This is a genomic window from Aeromicrobium sp. P2_G6, from assembly GCF_056403535.1.
Map to the genome: position 1 here is coordinate 736,087 of NZ_JBFUFH010000001.1, position 20,725 is coordinate 756,811.

General features: G+C 68.1%; 15 protein-coding genes and 1 riboswitch. Of the genes, 4 read left to right on the forward strand and 11 right to left on the reverse strand.

Annotated elements, in window-relative coordinates; translation table 11 throughout:
- Positions 1-13 precede the first annotated feature (13 nt).
- From AC1DVU_RS03605 to AC1DVU_RS03625, 5 genes are read right to left on the reverse strand one after another with little or no spacing between them, the layout of a single operon-like run.
- On the reverse strand, positions 14-940 hold the full coding sequence (locus AC1DVU_RS03605) for a hypothetical protein (RefSeq protein ID WP_476921053.1): 927 nt from the start codon (positions 938-940) through the stop codon (positions 14-16).
- Entirely contained in the window at positions 886-1,437 is a 552-nt protein-coding gene (locus tag AC1DVU_RS03610; RefSeq protein WP_476921054.1) for a hypothetical protein, read from the reverse strand. The genes AC1DVU_RS03605 and AC1DVU_RS03610 overlap by 55 nt, the downstream gene beginning before the upstream one ends.
- Before the next feature lie 33 nt (positions 1,438-1,470).
- Positions 1,471-2,268 carry an SDR family oxidoreductase gene (locus AC1DVU_RS03615; RefSeq protein WP_476921055.1) on the reverse strand — a complete coding sequence of 266 codons (798 nt, stop codon included), beginning with the start codon at positions 2,266-2,268 and terminating at the stop codon, positions 1,471-1,473.
- A 2-nt stretch (positions 2,269-2,270) separates the two neighbouring features.
- Positions 2,271-3,485: an acyl-CoA dehydrogenase family protein gene (locus tag AC1DVU_RS03620; protein WP_476921056.1), complete on the reverse strand. Its 1,215-nt coding sequence runs from the start codon at positions 3,483-3,485 to the stop codon at positions 2,271-2,273.
- A 1-nt stretch (position 3,486) separates the two neighbouring features.
- The gene (locus AC1DVU_RS03625; protein WP_476921057.1) at positions 3,487-3,945 is read right to left on the reverse strand and encodes a MaoC family dehydratase; all 459 of its coding nucleotides are present in this window, start codon (positions 3,943-3,945) and stop codon (positions 3,487-3,489) included.
- A gap of 115 nt (positions 3,946-4,060) precedes the next feature.
- On the opposite strand from AC1DVU_RS03625, the gene AC1DVU_RS03630 reads away from it, so the two are divergent.
- Complete coding sequence (locus tag AC1DVU_RS03630; RefSeq protein WP_476921058.1) at positions 4,061-4,711, forward strand: SDR family NAD(P)-dependent oxidoreductase; 651 nt, start codon at positions 4,061-4,063, stop codon at positions 4,709-4,711.
- 64 nt (positions 4,712-4,775) lie between these two features.
- On the opposite strand, the gene AC1DVU_RS03635 is transcribed toward AC1DVU_RS03630, so the two are convergent.
- The 4 genes from AC1DVU_RS03635 to AC1DVU_RS03650 all read right to left on the reverse strand — a co-directional run bounded on the left by AC1DVU_RS03635 (position 4,776) and on the right by AC1DVU_RS03650 (position 9,405).
- Positions 4,776-5,477 (reverse strand): energy-coupling factor transporter transmembrane component T family protein, encoded by a 702-nt coding sequence (locus AC1DVU_RS03635; protein WP_476921059.1) that lies wholly within the window; start codon positions 5,475-5,477, stop codon positions 4,776-4,778.
- 79 nt (positions 5,478-5,556) lie between these two features.
- The gene (locus AC1DVU_RS03640) at positions 5,557-6,948 is read right to left on the reverse strand and encodes an ABC transporter ATP-binding protein (RefSeq protein WP_476921060.1); all 1,392 of its coding nucleotides are present in this window, start codon (positions 6,946-6,948) and stop codon (positions 5,557-5,559) included.
- Positions 6,949-7,566: an ECF transporter S component gene (locus AC1DVU_RS03645; RefSeq protein ID WP_476921061.1), complete on the reverse strand. Its 618-nt coding sequence runs from the start codon at positions 7,564-7,566 to the stop codon at positions 6,949-6,951.
- Positions 7,556-7,665, reverse strand: a riboswitch (TPP riboswitch). Its footprint overlaps the gene before it by 11 nt.
- A 324-nt stretch (positions 7,666-7,989) precedes the next feature.
- The gene (locus tag AC1DVU_RS03650) at positions 7,990-9,405 is read right to left on the reverse strand and encodes an NAD(P)/FAD-dependent oxidoreductase (RefSeq protein WP_476921062.1); all 1,416 of its coding nucleotides are present in this window, start codon (positions 9,403-9,405) and stop codon (positions 7,990-7,992) included.
- Between AC1DVU_RS03650 and AC1DVU_RS03655 the strand changes: the two genes are divergently transcribed.
- From AC1DVU_RS03655 to AC1DVU_RS03665, 3 genes are read left to right on the forward strand one after another with little or no spacing between them, the layout of a single operon-like run.
- On the forward strand, positions 9,404-10,072 hold the full coding sequence (locus AC1DVU_RS03655) for a GOLPH3/VPS74 family protein (RefSeq protein ID WP_476921063.1): 669 nt from the start codon (positions 9,404-9,406) through the stop codon (positions 10,070-10,072). The genes AC1DVU_RS03650 and AC1DVU_RS03655 overlap by 2 nt on opposite strands.
- Before the next feature lie 34 nt (positions 10,073-10,106).
- Complete coding sequence (locus AC1DVU_RS03660) at positions 10,107-10,652, forward strand: NUDIX hydrolase family protein (RefSeq protein WP_476921064.1); 546 nt, start codon at positions 10,107-10,109, stop codon at positions 10,650-10,652.
- Positions 10,649-11,101, forward strand: coding sequence for an N-acetyltransferase family protein (locus tag AC1DVU_RS03665; protein ID WP_476921065.1), 453 nt, complete (start codon positions 10,649-10,651; stop codon positions 11,099-11,101). The genes AC1DVU_RS03660 and AC1DVU_RS03665 overlap by 4 nt, the downstream gene beginning before the upstream one ends.
- Before the next feature lie 54 nt (positions 11,102-11,155).
- Here AC1DVU_RS03665 and AC1DVU_RS03670 read toward each other — a convergent pair whose 3' ends face one another.
- Positions 11,156-16,990, reverse strand: a complete 5,835-nt coding sequence (locus tag AC1DVU_RS03670; protein WP_476921066.1) for a beta strand repeat-containing protein — start codon at positions 16,988-16,990, stop codon at positions 11,156-11,158.
- Positions 16,991-17,074: 84 nt separating this feature from the next.
- Positions 17,075-20,632: a beta strand repeat-containing protein gene (locus AC1DVU_RS03675; RefSeq protein WP_476921067.1), complete on the reverse strand. Its 3,558-nt coding sequence runs from the start codon at positions 20,630-20,632 to the stop codon at positions 17,075-17,077.
- Between the last annotated feature and the right edge of the window lie 93 nt (positions 20,633-20,725).

Sequence of the window (20,725 nt, forward strand, 5' to 3'; positions counted from 1 at the left end):
GGAAGCGCGCAGCTCAGCGTCTGGGGACCACGACCGTCTGGATCTCCCGCACCGGAACGGGGGCGCCACGCCATGGGCTCGCCAGCGATGTGGGCAGCCCGGCGATCACGAGCGGGGCTCCGTCGTCCTCGAAGCGCACGTCCCAGATCAACCGCATCCGCGCCGGGTAGGCCTTGGAGCCGTCCGCCGCCCTGGCCTGGCCCGCATAGCTCGCGCGGCGATAGGTGTGCGCGCAGTCGTCGGACTTCGCTGTGCTGAAGTCGCACCGGAACACCCCAGAGCCGTCGCCGGGATCGACCTCCATGTGGTCAGGCGTCGCCAGAGCCCGGATGCCGTTGGCGGCGCTGCCGACGAGCTCGTCCGTGCCGGCACCCTGCGCCCACCACCAGGTGTCGAGGTTGACGTACGTCGTGGTCGGCGGGTTGAACGTCGGCGTGAACACCGGCACCTGCAGGGCTCCGTAGGCGCGTCGTGCGAGCTCCTCACGACTCGGCGCGTCGTCCTTGGTCCAGTACCAGTCGTCCTCGCCGTCGTCGCAGGACCTGAACGCGATGTGATAGTCGTCGCCGGGCTTGGGGCCGATGCGATCGCCCAGGTCGTCCTCGGAGTTCGGGGACGGGTTGTTGCCCCAGCACGCCGCGTCGCCCTTGCAGAACTCGGTGTAGGGCTCCTTGCTCAGGTCGCAGCTCGGCCCGCCGCCGGTGCCGCCACCGGGGGGAGGCGTCGTCGGACCGCCTCCGGGGGTGCACTCGACATAGGAGACCGTGCCATCGGCGTTGGTGACCTCGCACAGCTCTGCCTGAGCCGGCCCAGCCAAAAGGACGGTCAGCCCCAGCGCCACGGCCACCGCCGTCATGATCCGCGCGGCGCGACGAGGCATCCCCTTCAGGCGCACTTCTTCGATCCCTTCGGAGGCAGTCGTACGTCCGTGATCAGCCACGTGCCGTCGACCTTGGTGGCCTCGGCGCCCCAAGGGTTGTTGCCGAACTTCTTGTCGTTGGGGACCGGTTCGCCGTCCTGCTCTGCGGTCCAGCCGTCCTCGTTCTTGCAGACGGCGATGTCAGCGGAGTCGCCGGTGACCGTGACCTCGACGTCGCCGATGACCGGCCGGCCGACGCGGAGCAGGCCGATCTTCTTGTACCTCTTGAGGGTCGAGAGCTGGCGCTCGACGAAGGTCCCGTTGGCGACGTCAGCGAACTGCTTGGGATCGGTGTTGCCCTCGTTCTCGGAGGCAACGACGGTGGCCCAGAAGCGATCGACGAGATCCTTGACGGCGGCCTCGTCGGCAGCCTTCGGGTCGGTCGTGGCCGTCGACGTCGCCTTCGTGGGCTGGTCGGTGGGCTTGTCGTCGGACGAGCACGCCGACAGGCTGAGGATGAGGGCCGTGGCTGCGGCGAGGACGAGCCCCCGCTTCCCGCCCCCGAGCGAGAAGATCACCCTGTCACGCTACCAAGGAACGAACGCCGCCCGCTAACCCAGTGACGTGCGAAAACGCTGCATACCGGCGATCCAGTGATCCGTGTCGGCGGCCTTGCGGGCGTACATCGTGCCGACGTCCGTGTGCGGGAGGGCGAAGAACGTGCCGGCCTCGACCGCCGCGAGGAGCACATCGGCGACGGCGAGCGGTGAGAGCGTCTCGCCGGCGGAGACGACCGACTTCATGCCCAGGCGGGCATCGCCGACCGCGCTCGTCTCGCCCTCGACCAACATGTCGGTGCGTACGCCCATGGGGCACAGGCAGCACACCTGCACACCCCGGTCGCCGTACGTCGCTGCGAGCCACTCCGCGAAGCCGACCGCTGCGTGCTTCGTCGTCGAGTACGTCGGAGAGCCCAGCTGCGTCAGGAGGCCGGCGGCCGATGCCGTGCTGACGAAGCAACCGGCGCCGCGCTCCAACCAGCCCGGCACCAGGGCTCGCGCCGCGACGACGTGCGCCTTGACGTTGACGTCCCACGACAACGCCCACTCGTCATCCGTCGCCTCGAGCCCGAAGCCCTTGAACACCCCGGCGTTGGCGAAGTACGCGTCGACCTCGCCAGCCGCATCGATCAGCGCGGCCACGTGCGCAGCATCCGACGCATCTCCGGCGACGTGCGAGACGCGACCCGGGTGCGAGGCGTCGAGCCGCGACGCCGTCGCCTCCAGCCGCCCCCCGTCGAGGTCGCCGATGACGACCGAAGCGCCGCGCTCGAGCAGTCGCTGCGCGATCGCCTCGCCGATGCCACTGGCCGCGCCCGTGACGATCGTGCTGGCTCCGGAGAGCTCCATCGTCAGGCGTGCTTCTTGAGCTCGGCGCGAGCCAGCGAGTTCTTGTGCACCTCGTCGGGTCCGTCGGCGAACCGGAGAGTACGGATCCCCGCGAACCACTCGGCGAGCGGGAAGTCCTGGCTCAGGCCGCCCGCGCCGTGCACCTGTATCGCCTTGTCGAGGATCCACTCCACGGTCTGCGGCGTGGCGATCTTGATGGCCTGGATCTCGGTGTGGGCGCCGCGGTTGCCCGCCGTGTCCATCAGCCACGCGGTCTTGAGCACCAGCAGGCGGAGCTGCTCGATGCGTACGCGCGACTCGGCGATCCAGTCGCGTACGACGCCCTGGTCGGCGATCGGCTTGCCGAACGCGACGCGGTCGAGCGCACGCTCGCTCATCATCTCGACGGCGCGCTCGGCGATGCCCAGCGACCGCATGCAGTGGTGGATGCGGCCAGGTCCGAGGCGGGCCTGCGCGATCGCGAAGCCCTCACCCTCGGCGCCGATGATGTTGCTGGCCGGCACGCGTACGTCATGGAATGCCAGCTCGGCATGCCCACCGTGGTCACGGTCGTGGTAGCCGAACACCCGCATGCCCCGCTTGATCTCGAGGCCGGGGGTGTCGCGCTCGACCAGGATCATCGACTGCTGGCGATGGCGGTCGGCCGACGGGTCGGTCTTGCCCATCACGATGAAGATCTTGCAGTCGGGGTTCATCGCGCCGGTGATCCACCACTTGCGGCCGTTGATGACGTAGTCGTCACCGTCTCGCACGATCGAGAGCTCGATGTTGGTGGCATCCGAGGACGCGACCTGGGGCTCGGTCATCGCGAACGCCGAGCGGATCGTGCCGTCGAGCAGCGGCTCGAGCCACTGCTTCTTCTGCTCATCGGTGCCGAACATGCTCAGCACCTCCATGTTGCCGGTGTCGGGCGCGGCGCAGTTGAACGCCTGCGGGCCGATCTGGATGCTGCGGCCGGTGATCTCGGCGATCGGGGCGTACTGGAGGTTGGTCAGTCCTGCACCCTCCTCACCGGGGGCGAAGAAGTTCCACAGTCCCTGCGCCTTGGCCTTCGCGCGGATCTCGTGGACGATCGGCGGGAACGACCACCGGTCGGTGGCGATGCTCTCCTCGATCTGCTGGGCGAACACGGCCTCGGCCGGGTAGACCTCGGCCTCCATGAAGGCGTTGACCTTGGCGACGATCTCCTGGGTCTTGGCGTCGAATGCGAAGTCCATCTCACGCACCGGCCATGACGTAGACGACCTCGGCGACGCAGGCGGGCTTGTCCGCACCGTCGATCTCGATCACGAAGCCGACGATGCCCTGCGTGCCGATCGCGATGTCAGAGGTCTCCTTGAGCGTCGCGGTCGCCCGCAGCTTGGAGCCGACCGGCACTGGGTTGGGGAAGCGCACCTTGTTGGCGCCGTAGTTCATCCCGAACGCCAGGCCGTTGATCGTGTAGATCTCCTCCGCGAACGACGGGAGCAGCGCCAGCGTCAGGTAGCCGTGCGCGATCGTCCCACCGAACGGGCCCTTCGCCGCTCGCTCGGGGTCGACGTGGATCCACTGGTGGTCGTTGGTCGCATCGGCGAAGGTGTTGACCTGTTCCTGGGTGATCGTGACCCAGTCGCTCGTGCCGAGCACCTCTCCGGCGGCTGCCTTGAAGTCGTCGAGACTGTCGAACACGCGTGGCATGAAGAACCTCTTCCCAGGGGACAGCAGAGTGCTAAGCGCTTGCTTAGTTGGCACCCTAGTACGTACGACCGCCGGTGCGCCAGAGGACCTCCATCACAGGGCTATCGTCAGAGTCATGCCCACTCTCGCGATCGTCGGCGCCGGACCCAACCTCGGGCTGGCCGCCGCCCAGAGGTTCGGAGCCGAGGGCTTCGACATCGGACTCGTCTCCCGCAATGCCAAGCGCCTGCACGTGCTCGCCAACACCCTGATGGATCAGGGCATCACCGCGACCACCGAGCCCGCCGACCTCCGTCATCCGGCTGAGGCGGGAGTTGCCCTCGCGCACCTCGCCGACACCCTCGGCCCCGTCGAGGTCATGCTCTACAGCCCGTTGGCGTCGGTCGACTGGATCAAGCCCGTGGCCGAGACCTCGTCCGCCGACATGGGCGCCGCGCTGGAGCTCGCCGTCCTCGGGGCGATCGACGCCGTCGAGGCCGTTCTCCCGTCGATGCGGGAGCGCGGCAGGGGCACGCTCCTGTTCACCACCGGCGGCGCCGCGGTCGCGCCCAACGCCGAACGGGCCAGCTCAGCAGTCTCCAACGCAGCCGAGGTGGCGTATGCCCGACTGCTCCACGACTCCCTCGCCGGCGCCGGCATCCACGTCGCCCACACCGCGATCGTCGGCGGCCTCGGCCGCGGCCTCACGCACGACCCGGCGGACATCGCCGAGCTGTTGTGGCGCCAACACGTCGAACGGCACGGCTTCCAGCACGTCGTGGACTGACCGGCGGCGGGACGGATCTCCATGCGTTTGCGCCGTCAGCGCAACACGAACGCATGAAGATCCGTCAAACCCCTGCGAGGTGCGCGATGACCGGGACGGAGCCGATCAGGGCCGCAACGACGAGGCCGGCCTTGTCGAGCCGGGTCCACGGTGCCGGCTCGGCCCACGTACGGTCGTGGGCCGTCGCGAACCCCCGCGCGTCCATCGCGATCGATGTCGCCGAGGCACCGCGCAGCGCCTGCACGAGCAGGGCGAACGACATGTTGGCGGCGTAGGGACCGTTGGCGATCGGGTTGCGCGACGGTCCGAACCCACGCACCCGGCGCACGCGCTCGAGCTGCTGCCAGGCCAGGCCGAACCCGGCGAACTTCTGCAACGCCGCAGCGAACGCGGCGATCAGCCGGGCCGGCAGGTGCAGCGTCTGTGCGAGGTAGTCCGCCAGCCGGGACGGGTCGACATATCCGGCCATGACCGATCCCGGCCCGGCGAGCACGACGATCCGCAGGCCGGCGGTGAAGGCTTCCTCGACGTCATGGCCGCCGAGCCGCCAGGTCGAGTAGACGATCGTGACGGCGGCGATCGCGGTGAAGCCCAGGCAGACCAGTGGATAGCGCCAGCCGGGGAGGAGCAGCAGCCCGGCGATGACGTACGCGCCGAGGGCGATCAGCGCGACCGGCAGGCTGCGGATCCAGAACGAGCCGAGGAACGAGAACATGCCGACCGAGAGCTGCACGAGCGGATTGATCCGCAGGACGAGAGTCCTCATGCGATTGCCTCCGTGGAAGAGCAAAGATACGGAGGCGATCGCATGAACCCTGCCTCATGATTCACTCGCTGGCGCTCGCTCATTGCAGCACCCCTTCGCGCATCCGGTGCTCGACGTCGACCGGCAGGTCGGCGTCGTGGGTGGACAGCGCGACGGTCGCGCCGGCGGCACGGGCAGCCTCGATCCAGCCGACGACCGCGGCCCAGGTGCTGGGGTCCTGGCCCACCGTCGGCTCGTCGAGCAGGACGACGCCGGGGCGGTGCGCCAGTGCAGCCGCAAGTGCCAGACGACGTTGCTCGCCGCCCGACAACCGGTAGGGATTGGACTCGGCGAAGCGGGCCAGCCCGAACACCTCGAGCGCCTGCTCGACGTCGACCGCCCGGCCCAGCTTGTGGGCGGTGCGGCGGATCTCGTCGCCGACCGTCGTGGTGAGGAACCCGTGCTCGGGGTTCTGCGGGACCCAGCCGATCGCGCCCGCGAGCTGCGGCGACCGCCACCGGCGGAGCTCGGGGCTGATCGTGCCGCTGCCCGGCTTGAGCAGCCCGCCGAGCACGGCGAGTGCCGTCGACTTGCCGGCCCCGCTGGGCCCGGTGAACGCGGTCGTATGCGACGGGTTGAGCGTGGCGGTCAGCCCGGTGAGCGCTTGCGTGCGCTGGGTGCCGCGAAGCGTACGGGTGACGAGCTCGACCGACACGTCGGTCGCGTCGATCGCCAACGGCCGACCCTCAGGACGTACCAGCGCGTCCGGTATGTCCAACGGCACGGGCGTTGCCATGCCGGGCATCCAGACGCCGGCCGGCAGTGGACCGTCGAGGAACGCCCGGACCGTGCCGTCGCTGACCACCGTGCCATCGGCGGAGAGCACGACTACGCGATCGACATGGTCGAGCCACGGTGCGATGCGGTGCTCGACGATCAGCAACGTACGCCCGTCGGCGGCCGCCAGGATCGCGTCGCGCACGCTGGCCGAGGTTTCAGAGTCGAGCATCGAGGTCGGCTCGTCGAGCAGCAGCACGTCGGGCCGCATCGCCAGCACGCCGGCCAGCGCCAGCCGTTGCTGCTCGCCGCCGGAGAGGGCAGCGCAGAAGTGGTCGCGGCCGTACGTCAGGCCGACCGACGCCAACGCCTCGTCGACGCGGGACCAGATCTCGTCGCGGGACATGCCGGCATTCTCGGGGCCGAATGCGACATCACGGCCCATCCGCTCGGCGACGATCGCATCAGCGGGGTTCTGCAACAGCAGCCCGAGCCGTCCGTCGACATCCGCGGTGCCGCTCAGCTCACCCGCGATCGTGGTGCCCAGCGCGCCGGCCAGGCCGTACAGCAACGTCGACTTGCCGGCGCCGCTCGGGCCGACGAGCAACACCCGCTCACCGGGCTCGATCGTGAGATCGAGCCCGGCGACGACGGGGTTGCGTCGGCCGAGAGGGCGCCACGTGAAGCCCCTGAAGCGGGCTCCACCGAGAGACACCTAGACCTCGGCGACCTGTTCGTGCCCCGCTGGGAACGCGTCGAGGACACCGGCCTTGGCCAGAGCCTTCACCAGCAGGAACCCACCTCCGCCGGCAACAACCGCGCCGGCGAGAGCGAAGAAGCCGAGGTGAACGAGCTTGTATCCGAGGTCCCAGCCGGAGTAGTAGGACCCCCACTCGTAGACCGCTTCGAAAGCACCCGCGGCGGCGCCTGCAAGGGCAGCCACCACGAGACCGAATCGACGGTAGAAGAACAGCAGGAAGATGACCTCGGCGCCGAGGCCCTGCCAGAACCCCGAGGCAAACGTGCTGAAGCCCCACTGGTTCCCGCCGACCATGATCGTCGAGACGACCGCTGCAAGGAACTCAGTGGCGAACGCCGCGCCGGGCTTGCGAACGATCAGCCCGCCGACAACACCCGCCATGAGCCAGATGCCGCCGAACAGCGCGGCAGATGGCGGGTAAGCGACTGTCGCCCCACTGGAGATCGGATCGTAGATCTTGTCCCAACCCCAGAAGATGACGCCGAACGCGACTGCGAGCGTGGTGATGGTGACGAGGTCAATCGTGCGGTAATGCACGTTGAACCCCGTCTTGGGCGTGGTTGCAGAACTCATCGTGACTCCCTTCGCCGGTACTAACCGGTGCAGGTTCAAGGGTCTGCGGCTGGTCCGCACTCTCAGCGCCCTCTGCGTGGCGCTCCCCTGTCTTGGTACCTCAACCCTACCGCTGTTCAGGTCGGCTCTGCACCCGGTGGTCGAGTGCCCGCGAGGAACGAGCGGGTGTATCGAGACCACGTCACGTGAGATCGCGTGCTCACGCAAGCACTTCGACTCACGAGGTCTCGATACGCCGACTCGCAGAGCTCGCTGGCTACTCGACCGGCGAGTGCGTACGCGAGCATCTCGGCGAACTCGGAGGTCGAATGTGTGCGCGACCACTCGGTGGTCGAGTGATCCCGAGGAACGAGGGATCGTATCGAGACCACGTCACGTGAGATCGCATGCTCACGCGAGCACTTCGACTCACGAGATGGGCGCCTATCTCCCGGTCAGCTTGTCGCCGATCCTTGCCAGGCGGCTGGGGCGGGTGAGGCCTTTGTTCTCGCGGCGATCGGCCTCGCGGTAGAGCCCGTACATCGCCCGTACGCCCAGCCAGCGCAGCGGCTCGGGCTCCCACCGGCGTACGTCGTGGTTGACCCACGGCAGGCGTACGAGCTCGGTGTCGCGGCCCAGCACGAGGTCAGCGAGGGTCTGGCCGGCGAGGTTCGTCGTGGTCAGCCCGCTGCCGACATAGCCACCGGCCCAGCCGAGACCCGTCGAGGCGTCGAACGTGACGCTCGCGCACCAGTCACGCGGCACCCCGAGCACACCGCACCACGCGTGGTCGATGGGTGACTCACGGGTCGCGGGGAACATGCCGTGCAGGATCCCGGTGAGCGACTCGATGGTCCACTCCTGCGTCTGCCCGTCGACATCCGTGCGGGAGCCGAAGCGGTAGGGGATGCCTCGCCCGCCCAGCGCGATGCGGCCGTCGGCGGTGCGCTGGGCGTAGCAGTACGCATTGGCGTTGTCGCCCAGGAGCTCGGCGCCTCGCCAGCCGATCGACTGCCACACCGACTCCGACAGCGGCTCGGTCACGATCATGGCGGAGTTCATCGGCAGCCACGTGCGCCGCTGTCCGCGAATGCCGGCGGTGTAGCCCTCGAGGCAACGCAGGATGCGACCAGCTCGTACGACTCCACGCTCGGTCGTCACGACGCCGGGCTCGATGCTGGTGGCGCGGGTCTGCTCGAGGATGCGTACGCCTCGTCGCTCGACCGCCGCGGCGACACCGGCCACGAGCTTGGCGGGCTGCACGCGCGCGCAATGCGGGCTGAATGTCGCGCCGAGAGCGCCCTCGACCCGCAGCCGCTCACGCAGCTCCGCGGCGGTCAGCTCCCGCTGGTGGTGCTCGCCAATGCCCCACGCCCTGTCGCTGACGAGTCCCTCGTGCATCCGCTTGAGCTGCGCGGCGGACCGGGCGACGTAGAGCACGCCGTGCTTGACGATGTCGGCGTCGATGCCCTCCGCCCGACACACGTCGATGACCTCGTCGACCGCCGACTCCATCGACGAGACCAGCGCCTGGACGCCCTCGCGGCCGTGCGTCGCGGCATACCGCTCCTTGCTGCCGGACAGCTCCGCCGACAGCCAGCCGCCGTTGCGACCCGAAGCGCCATAGCCCGCGAACTCGGCCTCCAGCACCACGATGTAGAGGCCCGGGTCGAGTGCCGACAGGTAGTACGCCGTCCACAGGCCCGTCAGTCCCCCGCCGACGATGCAGACGTCGCAGTCGAGGTCACCGTCGAGCGCCGGTCGCCGCTCGGGGATGCCGACCTGCTGCCACCAGAACGAGACGCCGCCGTTGATCACCACACCATGCTTGCACCAGCGCATCGATAGCGTGGGAGGCATGACGACCGCTGAGGACCTGCTGCTGATCGTGACGGATCCCCTGACCGGCAAGCCACGGGTCGACGGCGGGAAGGCTGACATCGTGCTCGGCGGGGCGCACCTCCTCGACCTCGTCGCCGCCGGCTACCTGGCGCTCGACGGCGACGGCCGCAAGGCGCGAGTCGTCGTGGTCAGCCACGCTCCGGTCGGCGACCCGCTCCTCGATCAGGCCTTCGCCCGCGTACGCAACCGTGGCCGCCAAACCCCGCAGAACACCGTCACCAAGCTCGGCAAGCAGGGCCGCAAGCACGCGTACGCCGCCTTGGTCACCAAGGGGCAGATGCGCGTCCGCCCGGCCAAGGCCCTCGGGATGTTCGCGGTGAGCCGGCACGAGGTCGTCGACAGTGCGCGGCGCCACGACCTGGTCAACCGGGTCCGGGCAAGCCTCTTGCACGACCAGCCCGCCGACGCCGAGACCGGTCCGCTGATCGGCCTGCTGCTGGCCGGCGACCTGACCAAGCTGCTGGTCGACAAGCCCGAGCGCAAGCGCGCCAAGGCCCGAGCCAAGGTCATCGCCGAGGGCGACTGGGCCAGCGAAGGCGTACGCAAGGCGATCCAGGCAGCCCAGTCCGCCGTCACCGCCGGCATCGTGGCGGCGACGACAGCAGGAGCAGTCGGGTCGAGCTGACCCGCCGCAACCCCGGGTAGGACAGAATGTGCGCATGTCCGTGCGCACTCCTGATCCCAATCCGGGTTGGCTCCCGGACTTCGCCCTCGACGAGACGCGCGCCCGCGTCCCGATCCTGTATGTCGAAGCCGTCCCGGTGCGCATCAACGCCCTCGGCCAGGTCGAGTCGATCGGCATCCTGCTCCGAGGCTCCTCGACGACCGGTGTCATGACCCGCACGCTGGTGTCCGGCCGGGTCATGCATGGCGAGTCTGTACGCGAGGCGCTGCTGCGCAACCTCGCCAAGGACCTCGGCCCGACGGCGTTCCCGCAGCTGCCGGCGTCGACCGTGCCGTTCTCGGTCGCGGAGTACTTCCCCTTGCCGGGCGTCTCTACGCTCTACGACCCGAGGCAGCATGCGGTCTCCCTCGCGTACGTCGTGCCGGTCAGCGGTGAGTGCAACCCGCGCCAGGACGCTCTCGAGCTGACCTGGCTGACGCCCGAGGAGGCTGCCGACCCCGAGGTGCTCGCCGACATGGAGGGCGGCCGCGGCGCGCTACTCAAGGAAGCCCTGGCGTCGGTCGGCGCCCTGCCTCAGTGAGCGACCTGCGGGTCCGGCCCGCCACGCAGGACGACCTCGCGGCGATCCTGGCGCTGGTGGCCGAGGACTCAATGCACTACTTCGCCGAGCCGGGTGAGGTGACCGACAACCAGCGAGCCGCGCTCGAGGAGATCAGGGCCGACCCCAACCAGGAGATCCTCGTCGGGGAGATCGACGGCGTCGTCGTGTGCACGGCGCAGGTCACGTGGATGCGGATGCTGTCCGCCGACGGTGGGCTCTACTGCCAGGTCGAGGCCGTGCGGACGTCGGCAGCGAGGCGTGGACAGGGCATCGGCGCGGCCCTCATGGCGCACATCGAGGACGAGGCCCGTCGGCGCGGTGCCGCGCGGATGCAGCTGACGTCGAACCGCGAACGCCTACGAGCGCACGAGTTCTACGAGCGGCTCGGCTTCGTGGCCAGCCACGTCGGAATGAAGAAGTACCTCTGACGCAGCAGCAGGGCGGCCCCCTCCAGAGGGCCGCCCTGCTGTGTCGCTGTGCTGCTACTTGACCGTGACCGTGCGGATGACCTGGAAGTCACGAGTGCCGGCCTTGTTGTAGCCGCTGACCCAGATCCGCTTGCCGGTGCCGACCGGCGTCGAGGTGGGAACGGTCACCGTGCGGATCGCCGAGCCGTCGCTGGTCGCCGTGCCGCTGTAGACCGACTTGCCCTCGATGAAGACCCGGTACGCCTGTCCGGCACGCAACCGCTTCGCGTTGACCCCGACGGTCTTGCCACGCACCAACGACGACGTGCTCAACGCGATGTAGTTGATCCGCGCCGTCTGCACCGAGAACGTCGACTGAGTCACGTAGCCCGCCTTGACCGCACTGACCTCCACCTGAAGCTTCTTGGTCAGATCGCCGTAGGGGACGGTGTAGCTGGGACCGATCGCGCCGGGGATGACCCTGCGCACGCCGAGGGTGTCGATCCGGTACCAGTTGAACTGGTAATCCGGGATCGGCGTCAGGCCCGTCGGGAGCACCGTCACGACGTCCCCGACCTTCGGCGTCGTCGTGGTCAAGGCCAGCGCCTGGGTCCCGGTGAACGGGATCGGCGCGGCCGAGGCAACGGCGGCGGTGGGGAGGGACGTGTCCGTGGCGTCGTTGTAGCCGGCCTTGGTCGCCGTGACCGTCACGGTGATCTGCTTGCCGAGCTCCGTCGATGTCGGGGTGAACGTCGAGCTGTTCGTTCCGACGACGTCGGTGCCCGCCTTCCACTCGTAGGCGTACGCGTCACGCGCCGGCGTCTCGCCAGAGGCATTCGCCGTCAGCAGCACGCCAACCTTGGGCTCACCCGTGATCGTCGCGACCAGCGTCCCGCCGAAGTCATTCTTGGCGACTGCTGCGGTGGCAGGCGACTCGTCGCTCACATCGTTGTAGCCGGCCTTGGTCGCCGTCACCGTCACGGTGATCGTCTTGCCGACCTCGGCGGCAGTCGGGGTGAACGTCGAGCTGTTCGTTCCGACGACGTCGACACCCGCCTTCCACTCGTACGTGTATGCGTCACGCGCCGGCGTCTCACCGGAAGCACTTGCCGTCAGCTGCACGCCGACCTTGGGCGTACCGGTGATCGTCGCGACCAGCGTCCCGCCGAAGTCAGCCTTCGCGACAGCAGCCGTCGGATCCGACGTGTCGGCACCGCTCGGGTTGTAGCCGGCCTTGGTGGCCCGGACCGTCACCGTGATCGTCGAACCCTGCTGGGCTGCACCCGGCGTGAACGTCGAGCCGGTCGCACCGGAGATGTCAGTGCCTCCGGCCTTCCACTGGTACGTGTAACCGCTGCCGGCGGGCGACTCACCGGAGGCATTCGCCGTCAGCTGCACACCCACCTTGGGCGTACCCGTGATCGTCGCCGTCGGGTCACCCGAGAAGTCACCCTTCGCGACCGCGGAGGTCGGAGCGGACGTTCCTGCAGCGCTGGGGTTGTAGCCCGTCTTGGTGGCCCGGGCCGTCACCGTGATGACCGCACCGTCCTGGGCTGCGGCGGGGGTGAACGTCGAGCCGGTCGCGCCGGAGATGTCGCTGCCTCCGGCCTTCCACTGGTACGTGTAACCGCTGCCGGCCGGCGACTCGCCGGAGGCGTTCGCCGTCAGCTGCACGCCGACCTTGGGAGTACCCGTGATCGTGACGGTCGGCGCCGTGGTGAAGTCCGCCTTGGCGACCGCTGCGGTGGCAGGCGAATCGTCGCTCACATCGTTGTATCCGGCCTTGTTCGCGGTGACCGTCACCGTGATCGTCTTGCCCTGCTCGTCGACCCCAGGAGTGAACGTCGAGCCAGTCGCGCCGGAGATGTCGGCGTCGTCGGCCTTCCACTGGTACGTGTAGGCGTCGCGGGCGGGCGTCTCACCGGAGGCATTCGCCGTCAGCTGCACACCCACCTTGGGCGTACCGCTGATCGTCGCGACCAGGTTTCCGCCGAAGTCACCCTTGGCGACAGCAGCGGTCGGATCGGATGTGCCAGCGCCGCTCGGGTTGTAGCCGGCCTTGGTGGCCTTGACCGTCACCGTGATGCTCGAACCCTGCTCGGCTGCGCCCGGCGTGAACGTCGAGCCGGTCGCGCCGTTGATGTCGCTACCGTCTGCCTTCCACTGGTACGTGTAACCGCTGCCGGCCGGTGACTCACCGGAGGCGTTCGCCGTCAGCTGGACACCCACCTTGGGCGTACCCGTGATCGTGACGGTCGGCGCCGTCGAGAAGTCGGCCTTGGCAACCGCGGAGGTCGCCGCGGACGTGTCCACCGCGTCGTTGTAGCCGGCCCTCGAGGCCGTGAGCCGCACCTTCAGGACCAGGCCCACATCGCCGGCCGCGACGGTGTACTTGTCGTCCGTCGCACCGGAGATCGCCACCGCCGGATTGGCGCCGTCCACCGTGAACCACTGGTAGGCGTACGTGCCGGACGGAATCGAGTCCGTGTCCACGTCAGCCGTGAGCTCCTGGCCGACCGTCGGCGTGGTGTCGTCGATCGAGACCTGCGGACCGGTGGAGAAGTCCGCCTTGGCAACCGCCGACGTCGCAGCCGACGTGTCGGACGCATCGTTGTAGCCGGTCTTCGAAGCCGTGACCCGCACCTTCAGAGCCAGACCCGCATCGCCGGCCGCGACGGTGTACTTGTCGTCCGTCGCACCGGAGATGGCCACCGCCGGATTGCCGCCGTCCACCGTGAACCACTGGTAGGCGTACGTGCCGGACGGAATCGAGTCCGTGTCCACGTCAGCCGTGAGCTCCTCACCAACAGTCGGCGTGGTGTCATCGATCGAGACCTGCGGACCCGTCGAGAAGTCCGCCTTGGCAACCGCCGAGGTCGCAGCGGACGTGTCGACCGCATCGTTGTAGCCGGTCTTCGAGGCCGTGACCCGCACCTTCAGAGCCAGACCTGCATCGCCGGGAGCGACGGTGTACTTGTCTTCGGTCGCACCGGAGATCGCCTGAGCCGGATTGCTGCCATCAACGGTGTACCACTGGTAGGTGTACGCCCCGATCGGAGTCGAACCGGAGTCCAGCACCGCCGAGACCTCCTGGTTCACCGTTGGCGTGGTGTCGCTGATCGAGACCTCCGGATCGACCGAGAAGTCGGCGTTGACCACGGCGGCGGTCTCGTCGGAGTCGGCGATCGCGTCGGCGTAGCCCGTCTTCACCGCGTGCACGCGGACGAAGATCGTGTCACCGAGCGTCGCCGCGTCGACGGAGTAGGTCGCCAGCGTCGCGCCGGAGATCGCGACCGGATCGTCCGAGCCGTGCACGGAGTACCACTGGTAGCTGTAGCTGTCGCTCGCCGGATCCTCGCCGGTGGCGGTCGCCGTCAGCACGTCGTCGACCGCGGGCGAGGTGTTGTCGATCGTGACCGTCGGATCGGTCGTGAAGTAGGACATCACCACGACCGAGGTCTCGTCCGAGGTCACCGTCACCGACGTGTAGCCGGTCTTGTTGGCGGTCTTCTTGACGAGGATCTTCTTGTCCAGGTCGGCAGCCGCCACCTGGTACGTCGGGTTGGTGGCGCCATCGATCGCGACTGGCTCGTCCGAGCCGGAGACCGTGAACCACTGGTAGGAGTACGTCGTGCCCGTCGACGGGACTGCGCCGTCGCCCGTTGCGGTCAGCGTGGCGCCCACCGTCGGGTTCGGGTTGTCGATCGCGACGGTCGGCGGCGTGGAGAAGGCGCCCTCCGCGACCGGACTCGTCTCGGCCGAGCTGACCTCTGCGGAGTTGAGGTAGCCGGCTCGTGAGGCGACGACCTTGACCAGCAGCTTGTTGCCCAGCTCAGCGCCGTCGACGGTGTAGGTCGCTCCGGTCTCCCCACTGAGGAGCACCTCGGGGTTGGCGCCATTCACGGAGAACCACTGGTACCCGTACGTGACACCGGTGGACGGGTTGGTGCCGGTCACGTCGGCGGTGACCGTCTGGCCGACCTTCGGCGTGGTGTCACTGACCGCCACACTCGGAGGCGTCGTGAAGGTCGCGTTGGCGACTGCTGTCGTCGCTTCGGAGCTCACTTCGTTGCTGTCGTGGTAGCCGGTCTTGGAGGCGATGACCTTGACCAGCAGCTGCTTGCCCAGATCGGTGTCGGCCGCGGTGAACGTCGAATCCGTCGCGCCCACCACCAGGACCTCCGGGTCCGTACCGGTGATCGTGTACCACTGATAGACGTACGTCACGCCGGCCGACGGGTTGGTGCCTGTGACGTTTGCGGTCACCGTCTGATCGACCTGCGGGGTCGTGTCACTGATCGTCACGGTCCCTGCCGTCGTGAAGGTGCCCAGAACGACCGCACTGGTCTCGGCGGAGTTGCCGATCACGTCGTTGTAGCCAGCCTTGACGGCGTGCACGCGGACGAAGATCGTGTCGCCGACTGTCGCCGCGCCGACGGTGTAGGTGGACTGCGTCGCGCCGGCGATGGCGGCAGCCGGATCGCTGCCGTGCACCGAGTACCACTGGTACGTGTAGCTGCTGCTGGCCGGGGACTCGCCCGAGGCGGTCGCCGTGAGCAGTTCACCAACCGCTGGGGTGGTGTCGTCGATCGTGACCGTGGGACCGCTCGTGAAGTCGGCGGCGACGACCGGCGAGGTCTCGGCCGAGGTGCCCGTCGACGGGTTGTAGCCGGTCTTGTTCGCGGTCCTCTTGACGACGATCTTCTTGCCCACGTCGCCAGCCGCGACCTGGTACGTCGACTGGGTGGCGCCGCCGATCGCGACCGGCGCATTCGTGCCGGTCACCGTGAACCACTGGTAGGAGTACGTCGTGCCGGTCGAGGGGACCGCGTCCGCGCCCGATGCGGTCAACGTCTGACCAACCGTCGGGGTCGTGTTGTCGATCGTGGCGGTCGGCGGCGTGGAGAAGTCCGCCGCGGCCACGGCGGTGGTCGCGGTCGAGCTGGACTCGGTGGAGTCGGTGTAGCCGGACTTTGACGCGATCACCTTGACCAGCAGCTTCTTGCTCAGGTCGGCGGCGCGGACCGTGTAGGTCGCTCCGGTCTCACCACTGATGATCGTCGCGGGACTGATGTACCACTGGTATGTGTACGTGACGCCGGCCGACGGGTTGGTGGCGGTCACGTTGGCCGTCAGGGTCTGGTCGACCTGGGGCGTCGTGTCGCTGACCGCCACGCTCGGTGGCGTCGTGAAGGTCGCGGTCGCGACGGCTGTCGTCTGCGCGGAGCTCACCTCGTTGCTGTTGTTGTAGCCGGCCTTGGAGGCGGTGACCTTGACCAGCAGCTTCTTGTTGAGGTCGCCGACCACAGCGGTATAAGTCGACGCGGTCGCTCCACTGATGAGCACTTCCGGGCCAGCGCCGGTGACTGTGTACCACTGGTAGGCATACGTGGCGCCCGTCGGGTTGGTGCCGGTGACGACCGCATTGACCGTCTGATCGACCTGCGGCGTCGTGTCACTGATCGTCACAGTCCCTGCCGACGTGAACGTGCCCGCGACGACCGCAGCCGTCTGCGGCGACGTGCCGGTCCCCGGTGTGGTCGTCCCGTTGCTCGACCCCGTCGAGGTGACCACCACCTGGATCTTCTTGCCGATCATGTCTGACGTCGGCACGTAGGGCGCGACCGTCGTCACTCCCGGCCCTCCCGATGCTCCCGGGATGTCGGTGATCACGTTGCTGCTGTCGACCGACTGCCACTTGTAGCTGTCGATCTTCACGCCGCCCGTGTTCGGGTTGAGCGTCACGTTCGCAGTGAGCGTCGAGCCGACCGCTGCCGTCCCGCTGGTCGTGACGGTGACGGTGGCCGCCGCCGCTGAGGCAGGCGCGATAGGCACGACCAGCCCGAAGACCAGGGCCGAGACGGCAAGGAGGAACAGCGTACGCACTGACCGAGAAACAGACGTCAACATGGTGAAACTTCCTGCTGGGATGTGGAGTTGTGGTGCCAGCAGGGCGGCTCCGTTGCCGAGGCCGCCCTGCTGGCCTTGCTGGTGCTACTTGACCGTGACCGTGCCGATGACCTGGAAGTCACGAGTGCCGGCCTTGTTGTAGCCGCTGACCCACACCCGCTTGCCCGTGCCGACCGGGGTCGAGGTGGGGACACCCACCGTGCGGATCGCCGAACCATCGCTCGATGCTGTGCCGCTGTAGACCGACTTGCCCTCGATGAAGATCTTGTAGGCCTGACCCGCACGCAGCTTCTTGGCGTTGACCCCGAGCGTCTGCCCACGTGTGACCGACGTCTTGTTCAACGCGATGTAGTTGATCCGCGCCGTCTGAACCGAGAAGGTCGACTGAGTCACGTAGCCGGCCTTGGTCGCCGTGACCTCGACCTGCAGCTTCTTGGTCAGATCGGCGTACGGCACCGTGTAGCTGGGGCCGACCGCGCCGGGGATGACCCTGCGCACACCGAGGGTGTCGATCCGGTACCAGTCGTACGAGTAGTCAGGCGCCGGCGTCAGGCCCGACGGGGTCACCGTCACGACGTCCCCGACCTTCGGCGTCGTCGTGCTCAGGGCCAGTGCCTGGGTCCCGGTGAACGGGACGGGCGCGGCTGAGGCAACGGCGGTGGTGGGAAGGGACGTGTCCGTGGCGTCGTTGTAGCCGGTCTTGCTCGCCGTGACCGTCACCGTGATCGTCTTGCCGATGTCGGTCGACGTCGGGGTGTATGTCGCGCTGTTCGTTCCGACGTTGGTTCCACCCGCCTTCCACTGGTAGGCGTACGCACCGTCGTGTGCGGGCGTCTCGCCCGACGCAGTCGCCGTCAGCAGCTGGCCCTCGGTCGGAGTCGTGTCGTCGATCGTCACATCCAGGTTGCCGCCGAAGTCGCCCTTGGCGACTGCCGCGGTACCAGCAGACGTGACAGCGCCGCTGGGGTTGAAGCCGGCCTTGGTGGCCGTGACGGTCACCTTGATCACGGCGCCCTGAAGGGTTGCCCCCGGCGTGAACGTCGAGCCGGTCGCACCGGAGATGTCAGCGTCGTCCGCCTTCCACTGATACGTGTACGCGTCACGCGCCGGCGTCTCGCCGGAGGCATTCGCAGTCAGCTGCACACCGACCTTGGCCGTCCCGGTGATCGTCACGACCAGGGTGCCGCCGAAGTCGCCCTTGACGACCGCATCGGTCGGACCCGACGTCGCGGTAGCGCTGTCGTTGTAGCCGGACTTGGTGGCCGCCACGGTCACCGTGATGACCGCACCTTCCTGGGCTGCACCCGGCGTGAACGTCGAGCTGGTCGCACCGGAGATGGCCACGTCGTCGGCCTTCCACTGGTACGTGTAGCCGCTGCCCGCCGGTGTCTCGCCTGAGGGATTCGCCGTGAGCTGCGAGCCGACCTTCGCCGTGCCGGTGATCGTGACGCTCGGCGCTCCCGTGAAACTAGCCTTGGCGACGGCGGAGGTCGCGTCGGAGGTGCCCGACGCGTCGTTGTAGCCGTCCTTGGACGCCGTGACCTTGACCTGGAGGGCCAGCCCCGCCTCGTCACCGGTCACGGTGAACGTGTCACTCGTGGCGCCGGAGATCTCCACTGCAGGGTTGGCGCCGTCGATCGAGTACCACTGGTAGGTGGTGGAGTCGGCAGCCGGATCCGCAGCCGTGTCGATCTGAGCCGTGAGTTCGTCGCCGACGGTCGGCGTGGTGTTGTCGATCGACACCGCGGGATCCGTCGTGAAGCTGGCCTTGGTGACCGCGTCAGTTGCAGGAGAGGTGTCGGACGAGTCGTTGTAGCCGGGCTTGGTGGCCGTGACCTTCACCTGCAGCGAAAGACCCAGGTCGTCAGTCGTCACGGTGTACGTGTCATTAGTGGCACCGGCAATCTCGACAGGCTCGTTGGCGCCGTCGACGGTGTACCACTGGTAGTCGTACGCCCCGATCGGCGTCGAACCCGTGACCTGGGCCGTGACCTGCTGGAAGAGCTGGGGTGAGGTGTCGCTGATCGTGACATCGGGAGCGACAGAGAAGTCAGCCTTGATCACGGCGGCGGTCTCGGTGGAGTTGCCGATCGCGTCGTTGTAGCCGGGCTTCGTGGCGTGCACCCGGACGAAGATCGTGTCTCCGACTGTCGCCGCGTCGACGGAGTAGGTGGACTGCGTCGCGCCGGAGATGGCGGCAGCCGGATCGCCGCCGTGCACCGAGTACCACTGGTACGTGTAGCTGCTGCTGGCCGGGGACTCACCCGACGCGGTCGCCGTGAGCAGGTCGTCAACTGCCGGCGTGGTGTTGTCGATCGTGACGGTCGGACCGGTCGTGAAGTTGGCCGCGAGGACTGCCGCGGTCTCGGTAGAGGTGGCCGTCACCGACGTGTAACCGCTCTTGTTCGCGGTCTTCTTGACGATGATCTTCTTGCCGACGACACCGGCACCGGCCACCAGGTACGTCGACCCGGTGGCGCCATTGATCGCGACCGGCGCGTTGCCACCGTCGACGGTGTACCACTGGTAGGTGTACGTCGTGCCGGCCGAGGGGACAGCGTCGGTGCCCGAGGCGGTCAGCGTGTCGCCCACCGTCGGGTTGTTGTTGTCGATCGTGACTGTCGGCGGCGACGTGAAGTCGGCCGGGGCGACCGCGTTGGTCTGGGTCGAGCTGACCTCGGCTGAGTTGGCGTAGCCGACCTTGGACGCGATGACCTTGACGAAGAGCTTCTTGCCCAGGTCATCACCGGTGACGGTGTAGCTCGATCCGGTCGCACCGCTGATCAGGGTCGTCGGGCTGGCGGTGTACCACTGGTAGGTGTACGTGACACCGCTCGAAGGGCTGGTGCCGGTGATGACCGCATTGATCGTCTCGTTGACCTTCGGCGACGTGTTGTCGATCGTCGCGGTCGGCGGGGTCGTGAACGTCGCGGTCGCGACAGCTGTCGTCGCGGCAGAGCTCACCTCATTGCTGCTTGTGTAGCCGGCCTTGGAGGCGATGACCTTGACCAGCAGCTTCTTGTTGAGATCGGTGTCCGCGACAGTGAAGTTGACGTTCGTCGCACCCGCCACGAGGACCGCAGGGTCGGTGCCGGTGATCGTGTACCACTGGTAGGTGTACGTGGCGCCCGAAGGGTTGGTGCCGGTGACGACCGCGTTGACCGTCTGGTCAACCTGCGGCGTCGTGTCGCTTATCGTCACCGTCCCTGCCGACGTGAACGTGCCTGCGACGACTGCGGCCGTCTGGCCTGATGTGCCCGTGCCCGGTGTGGTCGTTCCGTTGTTCGACCCGGTCGAGTTGACCACGACCTGGATCTTCTTGCCGATCATGTCGGACGTCGGCACGTAGGGCGCAACCGTTGTCACTCCCGGCCCTCCCGCTGCTCCCGGGATGTCGACGGGGGCATTGGCTCCATCGACCGACTGCCACTTGTAGCTGTCGATCTTCACGCCGCCCGTGCTCGGGTTGAGCGTGACGTTCGCGGTCAGCGTCGAGCCGACCGCTGCGGTCCCGCTGATCGTCACGGTGACCTGCGCCGCCGCCGCCGAGGCGGGCGCAACCGGCACGACCAGCCCGAAGAACAGGGCCGAGACGGCAAGGAGGAACAGCGTACGTACTGGCCGAGAAACAGACGTCAACATGGTGATACTTCCTGCCGGGATGTGGAGCTACGAGGTTCTGCTGAAGGTTGTGGGTGCCAGCAGGACGGCGACGTTGCCGAGGCCGCCCTGCTG

Excerpts from the sequence above, each read along its gene's own strand:
- AC1DVU_RS03615 (WP_476921055.1), bottom strand. The coding sequence starts at position 2,268 with ATGGAGCTCTCCGGAGCCAGCACGATCGTCACGGGCGCGGCCAGTGGC.
- AC1DVU_RS03620 (WP_476921056.1), bottom strand. The coding sequence starts at position 3,485 with ATGGACTTCGCATTCGACGCCAAGACCCAGGAGATCGTCGCCAAGGTC.
- AC1DVU_RS03625 (WP_476921057.1), bottom strand. The coding sequence starts at position 3,945 with ATGCCACGCGTGTTCGACAGTCTCGACGACTTCAAGGCAGCCGCCGGA.
- AC1DVU_RS03630 (WP_476921058.1), top strand. The coding sequence starts at position 4,061 with ATGCCCACTCTCGCGATCGTCGGCGCCGGACCCAACCTCGGGCTGGCC.
- AC1DVU_RS03635 (WP_476921059.1), bottom strand. The coding sequence starts at position 5,477 with ATGAGGACTCTCGTCCTGCGGATCAATCCGCTCGTGCAGCTCTCGGTC.
- AC1DVU_RS03645 (WP_476921061.1), bottom strand. The coding sequence starts at position 7,566 with ATGAGTTCTGCAACCACGCCCAAGACGGGGTTCAACGTGCATTACCGC.
- AC1DVU_RS03655 (WP_476921063.1), top strand. The coding sequence starts at position 9,404 with ATGACGACCGCTGAGGACCTGCTGCTGATCGTGACGGATCCCCTGACC.
- AC1DVU_RS03650 (WP_476921062.1), bottom strand. The coding sequence starts at position 9,405 with ATGCCTCCCACGCTATCGATGCGCTGGTGCAAGCATGGTGTGGTGATC.
- AC1DVU_RS03660 (WP_476921064.1), top strand. The coding sequence starts at position 10,107 with ATGTCCGTGCGCACTCCTGATCCCAATCCGGGTTGGCTCCCGGACTTC.
- AC1DVU_RS03670 (WP_476921066.1), bottom strand. The coding sequence starts at position 16,990 with ATGTTGACGTCTGTTTCTCGGTCAGTGCGTACGCTGTTCCTCCTTGCC.
- AC1DVU_RS03675 (WP_476921067.1), bottom strand. The coding sequence starts at position 20,632 with ATGTTGACGTCTGTTTCTCGGCCAGTACGTACGCTGTTCCTCCTTGCC.